The sequence below is a fragment of the Cupriavidus sp. WKF15 genome (genome assembly GCF_029278605.1).
Taxonomy (GTDB): domain Bacteria; phylum Pseudomonadota; class Gammaproteobacteria; order Burkholderiales; family Burkholderiaceae; genus Cupriavidus.
This window is the reverse complement of sequence record NZ_CP119573.1, coordinates 2000316-2018780: the sequence shown is the minus strand read 5'-3', so window position 1 is coordinate 2018780 and position 18465 is coordinate 2000316. Positions and strand designations below refer to the sequence as shown.

Below are 18465 nucleotides of genomic sequence, written 5' to 3'. Positions count from 1 at the left end.
AATCATGACTGACCTGACGCATACCATCGACGCCACCACGCTACGCAAATGGCTCAACGATGGCCAGTCGCTGGCCCTTTTCGACGTGCGCGAACATGGCCAATACGGCGAAGGCCATCCCTTCTTTGCCGTGCCCCTGCCCTATAGCCGCCTTCAGCTGGAGGTCGGCCAACTGGCACCGCGCCGCGCGGAACGCATCGTACTGTTCGACGATGGCGATGCGGCAAATGAAGTGGCATCACGCGCGGCACGGCAACTTGCCCACCTTGGCTACCTGAACGTGACGGTGCTCGACGGCGGCGCCCCCGCCTGGGCCGCCGCCGGCTACACTTTGTTCAAGGGCGTCAATGTACCCTCCAAGACGTTTGGCGAGCTGGTCGAGCAGATTCAGCACACGCCGCGACTGAGCGCCGACGACCTCGCGGCGCGCCGCGCTGCAGGAGAGCGCTTCCTGCTGGTGGATGGCCGCACCGAGGAAGAACACCGCAAGATGACCATCCCTGGCGCCGTGAGCTGCCCCAACGGCGAGCTGGCACTGCGGCTACCCGCGCTTCTGCGAAATCCCAACATGCCTGTGGTGGTACATTGCGCCGGGCGAACGCGCAGCATCGTGGGCGCACAGACGCTGCTGAACCTGGGCCTGCCCAATCCGGTACTTGCGCTGGAAAATGGCACGCAAGGCTGGTACTTAGCGGGCCATGCTCTCCAACATGGCAGCGATCATTTCGCCGTGGAGATTGCGTCCGGACCGGTACTCGCCGCGGCGCGAGAGCGCTCGGCCAGGCTGCTACAGCGTTTCGGCCTGCCGTCGCTGTCGACCGCGCAAGCACAGCAATGGCTGGACGATACGCAGCACACCACTTACCTCTTCGATATCCGCTCGGCCGCGGAATTTGCCCGGCGCACTATCCACGGCGCAGTGCATGCGCCCGGCGGACAGCTGGTGCAGGCAACGGATCGCTATATCGGGGTACGTGGCAGCCGCGTCATTGTGTTCGATGACGACCGGGTACGCGCGCCCGTGGTTGCCACCTGGCTGCACCAGATGGGCTATGAGACCGCGGTGCTTGCCGATGGCGTGGATGCCGCATTGCAGGTTCAGGTTCGCGCGTGGCCGAAAGCGAACGGCGACGCGCTGCCCGTCCTCGACGTGGACCTGCTGCGCGCGCTGCACATCCAGGCGCAGGCGCTGGTGGTCATCGACCTGCGCGATAGCCCGGCATTTGAGCGCGGCCATGCCTCTGGCGCCGTCTGGTCGATCCGGCCGCGGCTACTTCAACAACTTCGGGCGCTTGACCTGGCGCATGCCGATCCTGTGGTTCTCATTGCCAACGAGCCAGAGGTAGCAATCCTTGCGGGAAAGGACCTGCTTGAAGCCGGCTATCGGCACGTTTACCGCACTGACAACGGCTACGACACCTGGCAATCGGCCGGGCTGCCGGAAGCCATTGCGCCGGAACCGCTGCCGGCCCAGGCGCGCATCGATTACCTGTTCTTCGTGCACGATCGCCACGAGGGCAACCGGGACGCGGCCCGTGCCTACCTGGCGTGGGAGACCGGGCTGATCGCGCAGTGCGCGCCGGATGAGCTTGGTGTTTTTCGCATTGCCGCGCCCTGGCGCGATGAGGCCCAGCCAACAGCACCGGCACCGGCAGCCTAATAGCTGGCTGGGCGGAGCGGACTGCGTCCGCACCTACCGCTCAATGGCCACGATCGTCCTTGCCAGCCTTTCGCCCGTGGACCACAGGTCCACCAGGGATCGGCGCTAGCGAGAAGCCTCCGCAAGTCCTTTCAGCAATGCCTCGTGAAAGGCCGCCGGGTCTTGCATTTGCGGCGCATGCCCAAGTTCCTGAAATTCGACCAGCGTTGCATTCGGAATCGCCTTCGCGGCGAACTTCGCCAACTCCGGATACCTGCCAATCCTGGCCTTGACCTCGGCCGGGGCCACATCCTTGGCAATGGCGGTCGTGTCCTTGTCGCCAATCAGCAGGAGCGTCGGGGCCTTGATCTGTCCCAGCTCATAAACCACGGGTTGGGTAAAGATCATGTCGTAGATCAGCGCCGAATTCCAGGCCACCTGCTGTTTTCCCGGGCCCCGGTTCATTCCCGCCAGCATCTGAACCCAGGGTTCGTACTCGGCGCGCCAGTGGCCCACGTAATAGGTCTCCTGCTCATAGCGGCGGATCCGGTCCGCGTTGGTCGCGAGTTCGCGCGCGTACCACTGGTCAACCGACAGCGACGGCACGCCCTTGGCCTTCCAGTCCTCGAGCCCGATCGGATTGACCAGCACCAATTGCCGGGTCTGGTCCGGATACATCAGTGCATAGCGCATGGCAAGCATGCCTCCGGTTGAATGACCGAGGACAATTGCGCGCTCGATGCCCAACGACGCCAGCAAGGCGTGCGTATTCCTGGCCAGTTGCTGGAAGCTGTACTGGTAGCGTGCCGGCTTGGTCGATTTGCAGAAGCCGATCTGGTCCGGCGCGATCACGCGATATCCGGCCTCGGCCAGGACACGGATGGTTTCATCCCACGTCGCCGCACAGAAGTTCTTGCCGTGCAGGAGCACAACGGTGCTGCCGTTGGCCCGCGACGGTCTGACGTCCATGTAGGCCATATGCATGGCGTCGCCCTGGGACGTGAATGCATAAGTCTGGACGGGATGCGGATAATCGAAGCCCTGGAGCTCCGCACCATACACCGGGCCGTTGCTGTCGCCGACGTTGGCCGTGTCCGCGGGTGCCGGGATGGCGGTCGAGGCGGTGAAAGCCGCGAATAACGCGAGCATGACAAACTTTGCGCGGAATGTAAGGTTCATCGCAATTTTGTGTATCCATTGTCAGTTGGCAGGAGCGCGTATGCCGGGCCCTGTCCAACTGCGTGAAAAATGCCATACCCGGACACCGGCGCCCGCCGTGCAGGAGCGCCGGGCGCCCCGTCGGAACTCAAGGCTGCTTCAAATACTCGCGCACCGGCGTCAGGAATTCAATTGTGCGCTGCGCCTTGAGAAGCCGCGGCAGCAGCGCTTCATAGCTCTGCCTATAGGGGCGCGACAGGTGATGCGACAGGAAATGCTCGCGGCTGCAGGCCCAGGTCTCATACAGCACCAGGGTGTCATCGTCTTCGGCTGAGCGGTGCAAGTACGTGTTGATGAAATCGGGCTCCTCGGACATGGCATCGAGCACAGTCAGAAGCCGTGCCTCGAGTTCGTCGCGATACTCAGGCTTGCCGGGCAGATGGACAATGAAGGATATGTTCTGGGTCATGATGGCGTAGTTCCGGGTTCTGTCACAAATGACGGAAGAAGCAGGGGAGCGTGCCGGGCACCGCGGGAATCCGTCCGGGGCGGAATCCCGCACGAGTGCCGGAGACGTCTGCCTAGAATCTAGTTCACGATATCGCGACGTACATGCGGCTGGATCGATGAAGTCGTGCGATGAGATCGAACAAGATTCGCCATGGGTGCAGCGGGGCCTCATCGAGCACCAGCCCACGCCCGCACGAATGCGCACGTATCGTGGCCGCGCAGCCTCTACGCGTACGCGTCGATACCGGACACCAGACGCTTGGCCAGGCGTGGCTTGCGCAGCTGCTCCAGCCACCATTGCAGGGCACGGCCTTCATGATCCCCGCGCCAGCCCACATACAACACGTTGGGCTCGCGCGGGTCTGCCGTGCGCTTTTCCACCAGTTCGCCGCGCTGCAGCAGCGAGTTGACCCGTTGCCGCGGCAGCCACCCGACACCCAGGCCATCACGCTGGGCAAGAGTCTTGGCACGCATGCTCGGCACGGCCAGGGAGCGTTGCCCGCCAAGCATGCCATAGGCGCGCCCCCCGGTGAGGCGCGACGAATCGGCCACCACCACAGCGCGGTGCCGGGCAATGTCCTCGCGGGTAAGCGGCTCGCGGGCTGCCGCCAGCGGATGCCGAGGGGAGATCGCGAACACCCACTCGATCACGCCTAGTTCGAACCACCCCAGCTTGGGAATGACGGGCGGCTCGTTGGTGGCGCCGATGACCAGATCCCCACGGCCGTCCCGCAGCGCCTCCCAGGTGCCGGCCAGTACTTCATGCGTAAAGCGCAATGTGACACCCGAGTCCAACGCGTCGAAGGCATGCACGACGGGCATCAGTGTTTCGAATTCCAGCAACTCGTCGGAGACGATCCACAGCCGGTCTTCCCAGCCGTTGGCGACCTGCCGCACGCGCTGCGTGATGCGAAAGACGTCTTGCGCGAGCCTGGCCGCTTCTTCGGTGAGCAACTCGCCAGCTCGCGTGAGCTGCAAGCGGTAGCGGCGGCGGTCGAACAGGAGCGCGTCGAAGCGCTGTTCCAATTGCCGCGCGGCGTGCGACACCGTGGAAGGTGCCTTGCCCAGCCTGGCCGCCGCGCGCGACAGGCTGCCCGCTTGCCGGATGGCTTCCAGCAGGGCCAATTCGTCTTCGGACAACATGTACAACTCCCTCGAACATGTTCGTTGGATCAATCGTATGGCAAAGCTGAGGCCAGCGTCCATACTGCCTTTACGCGATTGTTCAAGTTCAACTATTCCAACTGGAGGACATCATGAATCGCTTCGAAGGCAAGACCATTCTGGTCACTGGTGGCAATAGCGGCATCGGCCTGGCGGCTGCCCAGGCATTCGCCCAGGAAGGCGGCCGCGTGGTCATCACCGGCCGTGATGCCGCTGCGCTGGAAACCGCCCGCGCCACGCTCGGCAAGGACGCCCTCGCCATCCGCAACGAAACCGGCACCGTGCAGGCCGCGCGTGACCTGGCCCGCCAGCTGACCGACGCCGGCATCCGCCTGGACGCCGTCTTCATCAATGCCGGCATTGCCAAATTTGCCGCCGTTGCCGATGTGGATGAAGCCCTGTGGGACGCCACCTTCAACGCCAACGTGAAGGGCGCGTACTTCCAGATCCAGGCGCTGCTGCCGCTGCTGAACCCGGGCACTTCGATCGTCCTGAACGGCTCGATCAACGCGCGCATCGGCATGCCGATGTCCTCGGTGTACGCCGCCAGCAAGGCAGCGCTGATCTCGCTGGCCAAGACGCTGTCGGGTGAATTGATCAGCTCGGGCATCCGCGTCAATGTGGTCAGCCCGGGGCCGGTGACGACGCCGCTATATGGAAAGCTGGGCCTCGATGCCGACACCCTGTCGGCTACGGCCGCGCAGATCCAGAGCCAGATCCCGCTGGGCCGCTTCGGCCAGCCGGCTGAGATTGCCTCGACGGTGCTGCATCTGTTGGCGCCGGAGTCGGCCTTCATCGTCGGCACGGAAATCATTGCCGACGGCGGCATGAGCCAGCTGTAAGCCAGTCCTTTGCCACGAGCCGCAATTCAACTCGGATGCGGCCCGTGGCTGGAGAGTTGTGGCCTGCGCCGGTTGGTATAGCACAGTGTCCGGTGCGATTTCAGATCCTCTGGCACGAGGATTGGCCCGTGGCGCGTGAGGTACTCTGGGCTGGCGGCAACAATATGCCGGACAGAACATAGGCGCCGTGCCACCATCGCGCCGTCCATCTCGGTGCCGATACGCAAGGCGAAATCGAAGGCCTCGCCGACGATGTCGACCCGATGGTCCCCAAGATGGAGATCGATCGACACTTCCGTGTGCTTGCGTTGAAACTGCTCCAGAGTCGTTCGAACATGCGCCAATGTAAAACTGAGCGGCGCAGCAAGCCGAATCCGCCCACGGAAATTGCATGTCTTTTCCGCCGCGTCTACCTCGAGCTCTTCGAAGTCAGACAGCAGCCGAGCTGCCCTTTCATAGATGCCGGTGGCCGCGTCGGGCAGGCTTACTTTGCGCGTATTGCGATGTAGCAGCGTTACCCCAAGGTCGCCTTCAAGCTCGCTCACGCGTCGACTGACGGCCGAGCGAGCAATTCCTAACTGGTGCGCGGCCCTGGCAAAGGAGCCGCACTCCACCACGCGTACAAAGGTACGCCAATGATCGAATTGCGCCATGCGGAAAGTTTCCTTGCGCGCCTTGTCAGAAGCATCAATGTCAGGCAGCGGGGAGTCCACCATGCGAACTCCCCGCCGTCATCTTTCAAATATCAACTTCGCTCGCCGAGCGAAATCGAGCCGCGCTTCATTGCTCCGCGCCGTGCCAGCCAGGCATATTGGAAAATACTTCGGCGTAGGAATGCGAAAAACCCTCGATGACGTTGCCGAAGCAGTCTTCACAGTAGACCAACTGGTAGGGCCGTCCCGGCAGGAAGGTCCAGACCTTGGTACGCTGCTTGCCACCGTTGGCAACGATCCGCCCCGCCAGGCCTTCGAGGTCCGGGTCGGTAAAGCAAAGATGGAACACGCCCGGTCGCCAGTACGTGAAAGTCTCGTCACGCGCCTCAACTGCAGGAACGATGAACTGGAACAGTTCCAGCCCCACGCCGTTGGCGGTCACCAGATGGGCCTGGTATGCCTTTTCGAATCGCTGCCCGAAGATCTCGCCCACTTCCGGCACCTCCGGTCTGCGTTCAATCGTGCGCCGGTAGATCAATTGGAACCCGAACACAGCGCCATACCAGGCGATGGCCCGGTCAATATCGGGCACGGTCAGCCCGATATGGTTAAACGCGCGCGGCACAAGCGCCTCATTCGTATGGATGGTCATTGGAAGTTCTCCAGAGTATTGACGCAGTGCCTAGCGGAGGACCACAGTCTCGCCGCTGTTTTCGCTCGACTGCACGATGGCCTCGAACAATCGGATGTTCTCCACCAACTCCGCTGCGATGAACGGATACTTGACCCGTCCCGCCACGGCATCCGCCCAGGTCTCGAAATTCGCCAGTACCGCATCGATGGCGTCAAAGGTGCGTGTCGTGCGCGGGACGCCGGTACCCCGGCAATATGTCAGGTGGGTGGGAAGGCCCTGGTCGACATTTCCTTCCGATACGATTTCAACCCAGCCCTTGTCGCCGAACACTGCGATGCGACCATGGAAAGGGGTAACGGACAGGAAACTGATGGTGGCCTGGACACCGGAGTCAAAGGCGATTGTGGCGGTGGTGAAGTCACGCACGGGTTCGGCGAGGACGAGCGATTCAGTGCGTGCGCGCACGCTGCTGGCAGCGCCGGCCAGCGCGACAAAGATGTCGGTGACATGAATCCCTACCGCGGTCATCATGCCTGCCGGCGCGTGCTTGCGGTCCAGGCGCCAGTTGGAGGGGTCGAGCTTGCGGAACAGGTCGTGGCTGACGTTGGCCTCCATATGCAACAGCTGGCCCAGCTCGCCGGCGCGCACCATGCGCATGACTTCGGCAATGGCGGGCTCGAAGCGCCGCTCGTGCCCGACACCGAGTACCTTGCCCTGGCGCGCGCTCGCATCGACGATGCGCTGCGCACCCGCCGCGGTCATGGCCAGCGGCTTCTCGCAAAAGACATGCTTGCCGGCTTCCAGCGCCGACAGTGCCTGCTGTTCATGCAGCCGGTGCGGCGTTGCCAGGATCACGCCTTCAATATCGCCTCGCCCAAGCACCTCCGCCAGGTCGACAGCGAGCTCCATGCCATGCTGTTGCGCGAACTGCCGGGCCTCGTCCGTTGGCATCGGATCAACGGCAGCGACCACGCTGAATTTTTCGCTTTTGCTCAAGGAGCTGACGATCTGCTTGCCCCACCATCCTAACCCCGCAACGGCGACTCTCAAGGTCTGTCTCCCTCAAATGATTCTGTTTGTCGATCGATGCCACGCTCAGGCGAATGGAGGCGGTGGCTGGCGTGCTGCCCTGCCCCGTCGTAGTCCACCTGGTACCTGGCAATCCTCAGATCGCCAAGCTCCGACTTGACACGAAGGTGCTCCGGGTGGTTTGCGTAGGCCTGCAGCGCGCCGTACGAATCGAATTCGGAATAGAGCACCACGTCGCAGGCATAGTCGACTCGACTCTGGTCGACGCCAATCTCCAGATGGCGCAGCCCGGGAATTCTGCCGCGCAGGCCTTCGAACGCGCCCTTGAGCCGTGCGATGGCATCGCGCTTCTCGCCTTCGCTTTCGCCGCGCAGGTTCCACATCACGATATGTTTGACGACAGGCAAAATTGCCTCCTTGGCTGATGCCTTTTCTCGTTGCCTAAGTGGACTGGAACGGGTTCAGGACGCCGGGAACCCGGTCCGCTGCGGCCACATGTTCTCGAAGGCGTGGACCGAACTGGCGGCATAGACGCCGGCGACCGTAAACGGCTCTTCGGCCAGCCAGCGGCGCGCCGCTTCGACGGAGGGGAAGTCGATCACCAACAGGCTGCCGACCATCGTCTCGCCATCCTCGGCCAACAACGGTCCGGCGAACGCTATCTGGTCCGCCACAGCGCGCAGGTAGGTCTTGTGGTCCGGTCGCACACGCAGGCGCAACGCACTCACGCCCGGTTTATCGATCATGTGGAATACGTAGAGCATGGTTTGCTTCCTGTTCAGGCGGCCCGGGACGGGCTGGCGGGGTTGAGCACGAAGTCGAAATCGAGCGTGTAGAACGGCTTGTCGGCCTGGCTGCCGTCGGGGGTCGTGCCGGCCTCATGGCGGATCCAGTCCGCCACCAGCGACGAACGTACGCCGAACACCGTGTCGGAATCGAGATAGGTGTCGCTGTCGCGGAATACATGCGTCACCAGCGTCTCGTATCCGGGCGCCGAGATCATGAAATGCAGGTGCGCCGGACGCCAGGGATGCCGCCCCATGGCGTCGAGCATGCGTCCGACCGGGCCGTCGTGCGGGATCGGATAACACTCGGCCACGATCGTCTTGAAGCGGTAATGCCCCGACGCATCGGCATGCAGCGTGCCCCGCCCTTGGGCTTCGGTGCGCTCAGGGTTCTGCACGTCGTAGAACCCTTCGGCGTCGGCCTGCCAGACTTCCATCCTTGCGCCAGGCACTGCCTCGCCCGTGATGCTCCGGACCTGGCCCCTGACATAGCAAGGCTCGCCTGCCATGCCGTTGCCCACGTCGGCGCCGAGCTCGTAATCGGGCGCGTCATCGACGTAGAACGGCCCGAACACCGTGGCCTCGGTGCAGCCGCGGGGCTTGCGGTGGTTCTGTGCCGTCACTAGCGTGGACAGGCCGAGCGTGTCGGACAGCAGGATGAATTCCTGCCGGGTCGGACTACAGGTCTGGCCCACATCCGTCAGGAACTGGATACCGGCGGCCCACTCCTCCTCGGTCAGGTGCACTTCCCTGGCAAATGCGTGCAGGTGCTGGATAAGGCTGGTCATGATCTCCTTGAACCGGCGGTCCTTCATGTCGACGTTGCGTGCCAGTACCGCCTGGGTAATGGTCTCTTCATCGAGATTGCGCATGTTTGTCACTCCTTGATGGTTTGCCGGACACTACGCCTTGGCACCGTCTTCCCAGCGCGGGCAGGCGCGTTTTTCAACAGGAACGTCCAGCGGCTGGTAATTGGTCTTGTCGATCACGACGGCCGGCAGCACGATGTCCTGCTTCACCGGCAGCCCGCGCAACTTGCGGATCGCCGCCATGGCGCCCAGACAGCCCTGGGCAAAGCCGTTGTAGTCGCCAGTGGCGAGCATCGTGCCAGCCTTGATCGCGTCGATCGCTTCCTTGGTGCCGTTGATGCCGGAAACCAGAGCCTTGCGGTTGGCCCCCTGCAAGGCTTCGATGGCCCCGATCGCCATGGCGTCGTTGGCGGCGAATACGGCATCGATCTGCGGGTAGGACTGCATCAGGTTTTCCATCACCTGCAAGGCCTGCAGGCGCTGGTAGTTGGCGGGCTGCGCGGCCAGCAGCTTCACCTTGGGGAATGCCTTGAGCGCGTCGTTCACGCCGCGCACGCGGTCGACATTGGTCAGCGAGCCCTTGATGCCCTCCAGCAGCACCACATTGCCCTTGCCGCCCATGGCGTTGAACAGATGCGTGGCGGTCTTCAGGCCGAGTTCGTAGTCGCTGGCACCGACGAAGGACACGAACGTGCCGACGTCGCTGCGGTCGGTCACGTTGACCACCGGGATATTGGCCGCGTTGAGCTTCTTGACACCCGGCCCCATGGCCTTGTAGTCCACCGGAATGAATACCACCGCATCCGGCTTCCTGACGATGACATCCTCGATCTGGCTCATCTGCTCCGGAATGCTGTCCGGCTTGGTGGGGATGTAGTGCGTGACCTTTGCGTTCATGCTCTTTGCCGCCGCATCTGCGCCCTGTCGCACTACCTGGAAGTACGGGTTGGTCTGGTTCTTGGTGAAGACGGCGATCCGTTCGCCATCGGCATGGGCGACTGGCATGGCCGCCAGTCCGAAAGCCACCATTGCGGCGAACTGCCTGAGGTTACGCGCTTGCATGTCTGGTCTCCTTGATTTTAAGTAGTGCCGGCATGGGTGTCAGCCGGCTGTGATGCCGATTCGCCTAGCGGGTGCCGCGGCGGCGCCGTGACACGGCGTCCAGAAAGACCGCGAGTACCACGATGACACCGGTCACCAGCGGCTGCCAGTTGGCGCTGACGGTAAGCAGGTTCATGCCGTTGAGCACCAGCGTCAGGATGATGGCGCCCACCAGCGTGCCGGACACCCGCCCCACACCGCCGAAGAGCGAGGTGCCGCCGATCAGTACCGCGGCAATGGCCGGCAGCGTCAGCGTCTCGCCGATATCCCCCTCGGCGGAATTGAGGCGCGCCAGGAACACCAGGCTGGCCAGGCCCGCCATGGCGCCGCTCACCACGTAGACCAGCACCAGCCGCCGCGTAACCGGCACGCCCGACAGCCTGGCGGCTACGGGATTGGCGCCAATGGCATAGATCTCCTGGCCGTAAATGGTCTTTTGCGAGATCGCCGTACCGGCCACCAGGAACGCCAGCATCAGGAATACCGGGACCGGCACACCCCACAGGTAGCCACTGCCGATCGCGCGGAACGCCGGGGCGAAGCCGTGGATGGTCTCGCCGGCCATGAACCAGTAGGTCAGCCCGTGCAACACCCACAGCATCCCGTAGGTGGCAATGAAGGGCGGGATGCGCAACGCGGCTACCAGCAAGCCATTGCCCAGCCCGATCAGCACGCCGCTGCCCAGGCCAACGCCCACGCCGAGCATCGTCGAACCGGTGGCCTTCATCACGGTCGCTGCCAGGCAGGCTGACATTGCCACATTGGCCCCGACCGACAGGTCCAGACCGCCGGTCAGGATCACTAATGTCAGTCCGGAGGCCAGCAGGAACAACAGGCTGGCCTGGCGCAACACATTGAGCAGGTTGCCCAGTGTCAGGAAGGCGTCGGAGGCCACCGCCAGCGCCGCGCACAGCAAGCCGAGCGCAAACAGGCGGTAAGCAAAGGAACGCGCGTCCGCCGACAGCGGCGCCCATGAGATGGCGGTATTCATGCTTTCCCCTTGATGGATTCGATCAGCAGCACGACCAGTACCAGCAGGCCGATGGCCGCTACCTGGACCGACGATTGCACGCCCAGCAAGTTCAGGCCGTTGCGCAGCACGCCGACCGCCAGCACGCCCAGCACCGTGCCCGGCAGCCAGCCGTTGCCGCGATCGAACGTGGTACCGCCGACCGCCACGGCGGCGATGGCGTCGAATTCCAGCCCGAGCGCCGCCGTGGGATGGCCGGCATTCATGCGCGCCGTCAGCAGCAGCGCGGCCACACCCGCCATGACGCCGCCGAGCGCATACACGGCAACCAGCCAGCGACTGGTGCGCACGCCGGCGAACTTGAGGGCTTCGCGGTTGCCGCCCAGGGCGAACACATAGGTGCCGAAGCGGGTGCGGTAGAGCAGCCAGTGGAACAGGCCGTAGAAGGCCATGGCACCCCAGAGCGGCACCGGGACGCCGAGCAGTTCCCCCGAGTAGAGCAGCGGTATCGTGTCTCCGACGCCCACCACGCTCTGCCCATCAGTGAGAACGAGTGACAGTCCCTGCGCCACGCCGAGCGTGCCGAGGGTAGCGACGAAGGGCGGAATCCCCAGGGCGGCCACCAGCACCCCATTCAGCACACCGAACAGCAGCCCGGCACCAAGAGCCGCCGCCAACGCCAGCGGCAGCGAGCCGGTGGATACCATCACCATGGCCAGCACCACGCCGCACAGCGTGAGGACGGCGCCCATCGACAGGTCCAGCCCCTCTGTCATGATGATCAGCGTCATCGGCAAGGCGATCAGCAGCAGGACGGAAGACTGCGTGCCCACATTGAGCAGGTTGGCCACGCTCAGGAAGCCGTCACCACCAACGGCAAATGCCAGTGTCAGCAACAGCAGCACCCAGACCGAGCCGGGGAGCTTCCCCAGCGCCGGCGCAAAGGGCAGCGCACCCGTGCGTGGGACGGCTTGGGTGTGAGGCATTTCAGTCATGTCAGGCATCGTTCATCCCCAGTTGCAGAATGCTTTCCTCGGTCATTTCCGTATGCACCAGGTGGCCCGCGACACGGCCCTCGCGCATGACGTAGGTGCGGTCGCAGACGTTGATGATTTCCGTAAGCTCGGAACTGATCAGCAGGACCGCGGCACCCTCCTTCACCAGCCCGTCGATCAGCGCAAAGATCTCTGCCTTGGCGCCCACGTCGATGCCGCGGGTCGGCTCGTCGAAGATGAACAGCCTGGAACCCGCAACCAGCCATTTGCCGATCACGATCTTCTGCTGGTTGCCGCCCGAGAGAAATTGGGCGAGCTGGCCGCCGTCGGGCGTGGCGATGCGCAGGCGGGCGATCTCGCGCGCAGCCAGTGCATCCGCCTTGCCGGCGCGAAACCAGTACGTTGGAAAGGCACGCCGCAGCCCGGCCAGCAGCAGGTTGTCGCGCACGCTGCGGATCAGCGCCAGGCCCTCGGTCTTGCGGCTTTCCGGAATCAGCGCCGCGCCAAGCGCGCGCGCCTGGTCCGGGCCGCCTTTCATCGGCTTGCCGAAAATGCGGATCTCGCCCTGGCGAACCGGGTCGGCGCCGAATACAGCCCTGGCCACTTCGCTGCGGCCCGACCCCACCAGCCCCGCCAGGCCTACGATCTCCCCTGCTCGCACTTGCAGGCTGATGTCCTCGATGCCGTTGTCAGCGCCAACACCGCACATCTCCAGCGCCAGCTCGCCCGCGGGATTGCCGCGCTCGCGGCTGTAGCTCATATCGACCTTGCGGCCCACCATGCGGGCCACCAGTTCATCGGGTGTGGCTTCGCCCGGCAGGTAGCTGCCAACCTTGCGGCCATCACGCATCACGGTGATGCGGTCGCCCAGCGCAAATACCTCGGCCATGCGGTGCGAGATATAGATCATCGACACGCCCTCGGCCTTGAGCTTGCCGATCACTGCGAACAGCTTCTCGGTCTCGCGATCCGACAGCGCCGCGGTCGGCTCGTCGAGCACCAGGATGCGGGCATCCTGCGATAGCGCCTTGGCGATCTCCACCATCTGCTGTTGTGCCACACCCAGGCGATGCACGGGCGTGTGGGTGCTCAGGTCCATGCCCAGGATATCCAGCAGGCGCCGTGCCTCGGCATGCATGCGGGCGTGGTCGACCGAGCCCGGCACGCGGCCCCGCGGCTCGCGCCCAAGGAAGATGTTCTGCGCGATGTCCAGGTAGGGCACCAGCGAGAACTCCTGGAAGATGACGGCGATGCCCAGGCCCATGGTATCGGCCGGGCCGGTCACGCTGACGCGCCGGCCGTTATGGTAGAACTCGCCAGCGTCGGCCAGATAGACTCCGCACAGGACTTTCATCAGCGATGACTTGCCCGCGCCGTTCTCGCCAAGGAGCATGTGCACCTCCCCGGGATAGATCGCGAATGACACATCGTCGAGCGCCTTGACGCCCGGAAAGTCCTTGCATATGCCGCGCATCTCGAACAGCGGCGTCACTTCGGTGATCGCGTTCATGATCTCCTCTCAGGCGTGTGCAGGCTTGTGGAGCAGGCGCTCGCCGGAAGCGCGCAGCGCTTTGAGCCCGGCAGGAAGCCCGTCGACCAGCAGGCGGCCGTGGCGCTTGCGCGCCTCGCCTGCAACAAATACGCTGTCGATATTGGCCAGGCTTGCCTGCATCACCACTGCGCTGACCGGGTCGTGCAGCGGCATCATGTTCAGCCGGCGCGCATCGATCAGCACCAGGTCGGCCTGCTTGCCCGGAGCGAGGGAACCGATGCGCCCGGACATGCCGAGCATCCGTGCGCCGGCCATCGTGATCCATTCCAGCGCGTCGCGGCAGCTCACTTCATGGGACATGGCGATCTCGCCTTGCTGCGCGCGGAAGGCAGCATGGTCGAGCGCGCGCTGCACGCCCAGCGCGATGCGCGCGGCCACGAACATTTCTCCGGACAGGCCGGATTCCAGATCGACACCCAGGGACGGTGTCGCTCCCAGTTTGCGTAACCGGCCCGTGATGGGAAAGCCATGACCCTGCGTCAGCTCGTTCTCCGGCGTCAGGGAGAAACTCATGCCCGCGGCAATAAAGCGCGCCAGTTGCGCATCGCTCAGATTGTTGCCGTGGACGATGTTGATATGCGGCCCGAGCAGGCCTGCGGCTTCGAGCCGGTCCCAGCCATCGGGCGTGCGCGCAGCGCCGCCGCCCTGGTGCATGCTGGCCAGCAGGCCTAACTCGCGCGCCAGCGCAAAGTCGTGCAGCGCCACCTCCATCGTCGAATAGTGCGGGCCGAGAATGGCCAGGCCCAGGCTGATCAGGCTCGAGCCTTGCAGCCGCCGTGCGAGACGCCCGACTTCACCGCGCGGATGCGGAGTCTCCCAGAACGGCGCAATGCCCGGCCGGGGATCCGGCTTGGGCGAGCCGTGCAGGAATGCGGCGCGGATGCCGGCTTGCTCCAGCGCGTCCAGCGCGGCGTCGCTATGGGCCGGGGTGGGATTGTTGTGGCACCAGTCCACCAGGGTGGTCGTGCCGCAGTCAAGTTGATTCCATGCGCCGACCAGGGTCGCAATGTGGATGTCTTCGGGTCGGAAGCGCGTTGCCAGGCCGGCATGCATCTGCCGGAAGTATTCGGTCAGCGTCCAGCCTGCGGCGACCCCGCGCAGCGCGGTCTGCCAGGTGTGCATGTGGGCGTTGATGAAGCCCGGCGTCACGATAAAGCCGCGCGCATCAATCTGCTCGGCATCGGGGGCTTCGATATGCGGCGCGATGGCGGCGATACGCTCGCCTTCCATCAGCAGGTCGCCGACGAACTCGCCATAAGCGGGTTCCATCGTGACGAGCGTCGCCCCGCGAATCAGGGTACGCGTCATGCCGATTGTCTCCTTTTGTCTGGCGGCTGACCCGTCAGAGCCGCCGCCTTCGCTTCTTCAGCGTATTCGTTCCCTGTGCTGGCCAACGCCTCTTGCAAACGTTTGTATAGCCAGCACGGAATGAGTCTATACTCGCCAGAAGCGCAAAAAAACGACGTACTTGAAAATCTTCCTTCCGCTCAGCGGAAAACCCGGTCAGGGTGGAAAAGCGCCGGAGACAAGCCATGGACCGCTGGACAGAAATCGAACTCTTTGTACAGACAGCCGAACTCGGCAGCATCACCAAGGCCGCAGAAAGTCTGGATATTTCGAATGCGGCCGCAAGCCGCCACCTGAGTTCGCTCGAGCAGCGGCTGGCAGCCCGGCTGATCGAGCGCAACACCCGCCGGCTCTTCCTGACCCAGGTCGGAGAGGAGTTCTTCAAGCGTTGCAAGGGCGTGCTGGCGGAGATGAAGGAAGCTGAGGCGGACGTCAGCGCCACCTTGCTCGAACCGAGTGGCATGCTGACCATCACCGCTTCGCTCTCGTTCTCGATGAAGCATCTGGCGCCACTGATGCCCGAGTTCACCGCGCTCTACCCGAAGGTGAGCATCAATATCCTGGCCGCCAACCGCTACTACGACATCATGGACAGCGGCATCGACCTGGCCATCCGGACGCGCGAGTTCGAGCCCGACTCCAACCTGACCGTGCGCCGCCTGGCAGAGACCCGGCGCGTGCTGGCGGCCTCGCCGCGCTACCTGGACCGCAGGGGGACCCCGCGCAGCGTGGAAGATCTCGTCAATCACGAGATGATGATTTACTCCTACGCCAACCGGCCCAACGAACTGGCGTTCACGCGGGGCGAAGAAAAGCGCGTCGTGACAGTCCACAGCACCATGGAGTCGAACGACGGCCAGGTGCTGCGCGCGGCCGCGCTGGAGGGCATGGGCATCCTGGTGCAGCCCAAGTACATCCTCTACGACGACATCGTAGCGGGCCGGCTGATCCCGATTCTCGATGACTGGGACCTGCCCCGGCTGACGGTCAACATCGCCTTCCAGACCAGGCGCCACCTGCCCGCGCGGGTGCGGCTGTTCATCGAGTTCCTGGTCAGCCATTTCCAGCGCATGGACTACGAGCGCAAGTGGACCTCGTAGGCAGGCGCGGCGGCCCGGGTGCGCCCGGGCACATCCTGAAAATGCCGGGCTCGTCCTAGCCCGGATGCATGCCGGCGGCCAGCCCCTCCGACTTGATCACCGCCGCATAATCGTCGCCGGCCATGCCCTGCGCCGCGGCACCCTGCAACATCTGCCCAAGCAACGCGGTCAGGCCCATCGGCACGTGCAGTTGCGCACCTGCGTCCAGGATCAGCCCGACATCCTTTAGCATCTGCTCTACCGTGAACGTCGGCGTGTAGTCGTGCACGGCCAGCTGCGCGGACTTTGCCTTCACGATCGGCGAAGCCACAGCGCTGGCGGTAATCACCTCCCACATGGCCGCCCAGTCGAGGCCGCCCTTCTTCCCCAGCGTCAGGGCTTCGGCCAGCATGCCGCTGGTCAGGCCGATCAGCAGGTTGACGACCAGCTTCATCAGGCGCGCCTCTTCCGCCTCGCCAAGGTAGAACTGCGCCGGCCCCAGCGCAGCCAGCAGCGGCTTGATCCGTTCGTAGGCGGCCCTCGGCCCCGAAGCCAGGGCGGTCAGCTTGGCAGCCTCAGCCATATGGCTGTTGCCCGATACGGTCACGCGCAGGTAGCCGATATCGCGCTCGGCGAGCGCTGGGGCTGCGGCGGCCGATGAGCCCGGAGAGATCGTGCTGGTGTCGACGTAGATCGTGCCATGCCTGGCCGCCGCAGCGACCTCGCCCGACACAGCCAGGAACGCGGCATCGTTGGGCATGGAGCTGAACACTACCTCGGCCTGTGCCACCGCTTCGGCCAACGACGCAGCAGCGGCCAGGCCGGCCTGCCTGGCGGCCTCCACCTGGGCCGGCGCGACGTCATAGACCAGGACATCATTTCCCGCCGCGGCCAGATGACGCGCCATCGGCAAGCCAATCTTGCCGGTTCCGATAAAGCCAATCTTCATGCTCTGACTCCAGTCTCACGTTGTTATTGCGTTCATGTCTTCAGGCCGGCCGTGCGCCGTCGTAGGCGGCCTGCAACAGGGCTCTGATGGCCTCGCGCTCGATCGCGCGGGGATTCCAGTAGGGGTTGGCCAGCGCGATGTCGGCGGCGCGATCGAGGTCCTCTTCGCGCATGCCGATATCGCGCAAGGCAACCGGCGCACCATGGCGCTCTGCCAGGTCAAACAATGCCGCGGCTGCCGATGCACCGGTGGCGCCGGTGGCCCGCTGGATCCGCGCCATGGCTTCCGGTGCCGCTGCCGCGTTGTACGCCATGGCATGGGGCAAGACGATGGTGTGGGTCTCGGCATGCGGCAGGTTGAAGCTGCCGCCCAGCGTGTGGCATAGCTTGTGATGAAGCGCCATGCCGACGCTGGCTAGTACCGTGCCGCATAGCCATGCGCCGTACAGGCACTGCGCGCGCGCGTCCAGGTCGGCCGGCTCGCGGAAGACAGCAGGTATGCCGCTGGCCAGTGCCCGGATGCCCTCCTCGGCCATCAGCGACATCACCGGGTTGGCATCGCGCGCGTAGAGGCCTTCGGCTGCATGGGCAATCGCGTTCAGGCCGCTGGTCACGGTCAGCCCGGGAGGCAGTCCGACTGTCAGTGCCGGGTCGTAAATGACGGTGCGCGGCAGCACGCGCAGGTCTCGCCCGGTCTTCTTCAGGCCTGCCTCCGTGATGCCGTAGATCGGCGTCATTTCCGAGCCGGCGTAGCTGGTCGGAATGGCAAGGACCGGCATGCCGGTTTCCAGTGCAATGGCTTTGCCCAGGCCGGTGGTCGAACCGCCGCCGATGGCCACTGCGCAGTCGGCGCCAGCCGCACGAGCTTGCGCCACGGCCTCGCGCGCGCTCTCGATCGGCACATGCATGACCGCGCCGGCGAAGATGCCTGCTGACAGCGTGCCCAGCAGATCCGAAATGCGCTGCGCTTCGGCCACCTGGTTGGGCGTGCTGAGCACCAGGACACGCCTGCCACCGAGCCGCTTGACCTCTTCGGCAACCTGGTCCGACGTGCCAGTGCCGAACAAGACGCGAGCTGCATGTGACTCATAAACAAATGAATGCGGCGCTTCCATGATCTCTTTCCTGTTGCGGATATCGATACGGAAGTTATCTTTCCGCGCGCTGCAAGGAAACAGTCCATGCGAAAAACACTCTTCACATGCGCGGAAGAATGACGGATGCCAGGGCTCAGGGACCACACATCGGCA

The 18465-nt window shown here is 64.3% G+C and carries 19 protein-coding genes; 3 read left to right on the top strand and 16 right to left on the bottom strand.

From position 1 onward, the window contains the following. Nucleotides 1–4: 4 nt before the first annotated feature. A complete protein-coding gene (locus tag CupriaWKF_RS26540; RefSeq protein ID WP_276101412.1) occupies nt 5–1660 on the top strand; it encodes a rhodanese-like domain-containing protein in 1656 nt (551 codons plus the stop codon). Between the two features lie 105 nt (nt 1661–1765). Here the strand turns inward: CupriaWKF_RS26540 and CupriaWKF_RS26535 are convergent, their stop codons facing one another. From CupriaWKF_RS26535 to CupriaWKF_RS26525, 3 genes are all read right to left on the bottom strand, one after another. Beyond that, nucleotides 1766–2788, bottom strand: coding sequence for an alpha/beta hydrolase (locus CupriaWKF_RS26535; RefSeq protein WP_276101411.1), 1023 nt, complete (start codon nt 2786–2788; stop codon nt 1766–1768). A 157-nt stretch (nt 2789–2945) separates the two neighbouring features. Continuing rightward, complete coding sequence (locus CupriaWKF_RS26530; protein ID WP_276101410.1) at nt 2946–3266, bottom strand: antibiotic biosynthesis monooxygenase family protein; 321 nt, start codon at nt 3264–3266, stop codon at nt 2946–2948. 266 nt (nt 3267–3532) lie between these two features. Beyond that, entirely contained in the window at nt 3533–4450 is a 918-nt protein-coding gene (locus CupriaWKF_RS26525) for a LysR family transcriptional regulator (protein ID WP_276101409.1), read from the bottom strand. 113 nt (nt 4451–4563) lie between these two features. Here CupriaWKF_RS26525 and CupriaWKF_RS26520 point away from each other — a divergent pair, with 113 nt between their 5' ends. Beyond that, nucleotides 4564–5313 (top strand): SDR family oxidoreductase, encoded by a 750-nt coding sequence (locus tag CupriaWKF_RS26520; RefSeq protein ID WP_276101408.1) that lies wholly within the window; start codon nt 4564–4566, stop codon nt 5311–5313. A gap of 26 nt (nt 5314–5339) precedes the next feature. Here the strand turns inward: CupriaWKF_RS26520 and CupriaWKF_RS26515 are convergent, their stop codons facing one another. The 11 genes from CupriaWKF_RS26515 to CupriaWKF_RS26465 all read right to left on the bottom strand — a co-directional run bounded on the left by CupriaWKF_RS26515 (nt 5340) and on the right by CupriaWKF_RS26465 (nt 15149). Further along, complete coding sequence (locus CupriaWKF_RS26515; RefSeq protein ID WP_276101407.1) at nt 5340–6029, bottom strand: LysR family transcriptional regulator; 690 nt, start codon at nt 6027–6029, stop codon at nt 5340–5342. Between the two features lie 64 nt (nt 6030–6093). Continuing rightward, nucleotides 6094–6618, bottom strand: a complete 525-nt coding sequence (locus CupriaWKF_RS26510) for a VOC family protein (RefSeq protein ID WP_276101406.1) — start codon at nt 6616–6618, stop codon at nt 6094–6096. A gap of 30 nt (nt 6619–6648) precedes the next feature. Further along, entirely contained in the window at nt 6649–7650 is a 1002-nt protein-coding gene (locus CupriaWKF_RS26505) for a Gfo/Idh/MocA family oxidoreductase (protein ID WP_276101405.1), read from the bottom strand. After that, nucleotides 7647–8012 (bottom strand): Dabb family protein, encoded by a 366-nt coding sequence (locus CupriaWKF_RS26500; protein WP_276101404.1) that lies wholly within the window; start codon nt 8010–8012, stop codon nt 7647–7649. The genes CupriaWKF_RS26505 and CupriaWKF_RS26500 overlap by 4 nt, the downstream gene beginning before the upstream one ends. 78 nt (nt 8013–8090) lie before the next feature. After that, on the bottom strand, nt 8091–8393 hold the full coding sequence (locus CupriaWKF_RS26495; RefSeq protein ID WP_276101403.1) for a YciI family protein: 303 nt from the start codon (nt 8391–8393) through the stop codon (nt 8091–8093). A gap of 14 nt (nt 8394–8407) precedes the next feature. Continuing rightward, entirely contained in the window at nt 8408–9286 is an 879-nt protein-coding gene (locus CupriaWKF_RS26490; protein WP_276101402.1) for an intradiol ring-cleavage dioxygenase, read from the bottom strand. Nucleotides 9287–9316: 30 nt separating this feature from the next. Beyond that, nucleotides 9317–10285 carry a sugar ABC transporter substrate-binding protein gene (locus CupriaWKF_RS26485; protein ID WP_276101401.1) on the bottom strand — a complete coding sequence of 323 codons (969 nt, stop codon included), beginning with the start codon at nt 10283–10285 and terminating at the stop codon, nt 9317–9319. 64 nt (nt 10286–10349) lie between these two features. Next, nucleotides 10350–11315 (bottom strand): ABC transporter permease, encoded by a 966-nt coding sequence (locus CupriaWKF_RS26480; RefSeq protein WP_276101400.1) that lies wholly within the window; start codon nt 11313–11315, stop codon nt 10350–10352. Next, nucleotides 11312–12289, bottom strand: coding sequence for an ABC transporter permease (locus CupriaWKF_RS26475; protein WP_276101399.1), 978 nt, complete (start codon nt 12287–12289; stop codon nt 11312–11314). Before CupriaWKF_RS26475 ends, CupriaWKF_RS26480 begins: the two co-directional genes overlap by 4 nt. 1 nt (nt 12290) lies before the next feature. Next, a complete protein-coding gene (locus CupriaWKF_RS26470; RefSeq protein WP_276101398.1) occupies nt 12291–13799 on the bottom strand; it encodes a sugar ABC transporter ATP-binding protein in 1509 nt (502 codons plus the stop codon). Nucleotides 13800–13808: 9 nt separating this feature from the next. Then, nucleotides 13809–15149, bottom strand: a complete 1341-nt coding sequence (locus tag CupriaWKF_RS26465; protein ID WP_276101397.1) for an amidohydrolase family protein — start codon at nt 15147–15149, stop codon at nt 13809–13811. A gap of 224 nt (nt 15150–15373) precedes the next feature. Between CupriaWKF_RS26465 and CupriaWKF_RS26460 the strand changes: the two genes are divergently transcribed. Next, nucleotides 15374–16288 carry a LysR family transcriptional regulator gene (locus tag CupriaWKF_RS26460; RefSeq protein WP_276101396.1) on the top strand — a complete coding sequence of 305 codons (915 nt, stop codon included), beginning with the start codon at nt 15374–15376 and terminating at the stop codon, nt 16286–16288. Between the two features lie 55 nt (nt 16289–16343). Here the strand turns inward: CupriaWKF_RS26460 and CupriaWKF_RS26455 are convergent, their stop codons facing one another. Both CupriaWKF_RS26455 and CupriaWKF_RS26450 read right to left on the bottom strand, forming a co-directional pair. Beyond that, on the bottom strand, nt 16344–17216 hold the full coding sequence (locus tag CupriaWKF_RS26455; RefSeq protein ID WP_276101395.1) for an NAD(P)-dependent oxidoreductase: 873 nt from the start codon (nt 17214–17216) through the stop codon (nt 16344–16346). Nucleotides 17217–17256: 40 nt separating this feature from the next. After that, nucleotides 17257–18330 (bottom strand): maleylacetate reductase, encoded by a 1074-nt coding sequence (locus CupriaWKF_RS26450; RefSeq protein ID WP_276101394.1) that lies wholly within the window; start codon nt 18328–18330, stop codon nt 17257–17259. Between the last annotated feature and the right edge of the window lie 135 nt (nt 18331–18465).

What these genes read in the sequence shown, in the direction of transcription:
- CupriaWKF_RS26540 (WP_276101412.1), top strand. Translation starts at nt 5, where the DNA reads ATGACTGACCTGACGCATACCATCGACGCCACCACGCTACGCAAATGG.
- CupriaWKF_RS26535 (WP_276101411.1), bottom strand. Translation starts at nt 2,788, where the DNA reads ATGCTCGCGTTATTCGCGGCTTTCACCGCCTCGACCGCCATCCCGGCA.
- CupriaWKF_RS26530 (WP_276101410.1), bottom strand. Translation starts at nt 3,266, where the DNA reads ATGACCCAGAACATATCCTTCATTGTCCATCTGCCCGGCAAGCCTGAG.
- CupriaWKF_RS26525 (WP_276101409.1), bottom strand. Translation starts at nt 4,450, where the DNA reads ATGTTGTCCGAAGACGAATTGGCCCTGCTGGAAGCCATCCGGCAAGCG.
- CupriaWKF_RS26520 (WP_276101408.1), top strand. Translation starts at nt 4,564, where the DNA reads ATGAATCGCTTCGAAGGCAAGACCATTCTGGTCACTGGTGGCAATAGC.
- CupriaWKF_RS26515 (WP_276101407.1), bottom strand. Translation starts at nt 6,029, where the DNA reads ATGGTGGACTCCCCGCTGCCTGACATTGATGCTTCTGACAAGGCGCGC.
- CupriaWKF_RS26510 (WP_276101406.1), bottom strand. Translation starts at nt 6,618, where the DNA reads ATGACCATCCATACGAATGAGGCGCTTGTGCCGCGCGCGTTTAACCAT.
- CupriaWKF_RS26500 (WP_276101404.1), bottom strand. Translation starts at nt 8,012, where the DNA reads ATGTGGAACCTGCGCGGCGAAAGCGAAGGCGAGAAGCGCGATGCCATC.
- CupriaWKF_RS26495 (WP_276101403.1), bottom strand. Translation starts at nt 8,393, where the DNA reads ATGCTCTACGTATTCCACATGATCGATAAACCGGGCGTGAGTGCGTTG.
- CupriaWKF_RS26490 (WP_276101402.1), bottom strand. Translation starts at nt 9,286, where the DNA reads ATGCGCAATCTCGATGAAGAGACCATTACCCAGGCGGTACTGGCACGC.
- CupriaWKF_RS26485 (WP_276101401.1), bottom strand. Translation starts at nt 10,285, where the DNA reads ATGCAAGCGCGTAACCTCAGGCAGTTCGCCGCAATGGTGGCTTTCGGA.
- CupriaWKF_RS26480 (WP_276101400.1), bottom strand. Translation starts at nt 11,315, where the DNA reads ATGAATACCGCCATCTCATGGGCGCCGCTGTCGGCGGACGCGCGTTCC.
- CupriaWKF_RS26475 (WP_276101399.1), bottom strand. Translation starts at nt 12,289, where the DNA reads ATGACTGAAATGCCTCACACCCAAGCCGTCCCACGCACGGGTGCGCTG.
- CupriaWKF_RS26470 (WP_276101398.1), bottom strand. Translation starts at nt 13,799, where the DNA reads ATGAACGCGATCACCGAAGTGACGCCGCTGTTCGAGATGCGCGGCATA.
- CupriaWKF_RS26465 (WP_276101397.1), bottom strand. Translation starts at nt 15,149, where the DNA reads ATGACGCGTACCCTGATTCGCGGGGCGACGCTCGTCACGATGGAACCC.
- CupriaWKF_RS26460 (WP_276101396.1), top strand. Translation starts at nt 15,374, where the DNA reads ATGGACCGCTGGACAGAAATCGAACTCTTTGTACAGACAGCCGAACTC.
- CupriaWKF_RS26455 (WP_276101395.1), bottom strand. Translation starts at nt 17,216, where the DNA reads ATGAAGATTGGCTTTATCGGAACCGGCAAGATTGGCTTGCCGATGGCG.
- CupriaWKF_RS26450 (WP_276101394.1), bottom strand. Translation starts at nt 18,330, where the DNA reads ATGGAAGCGCCGCATTCATTTGTTTATGAGTCACATGCAGCTCGCGTC.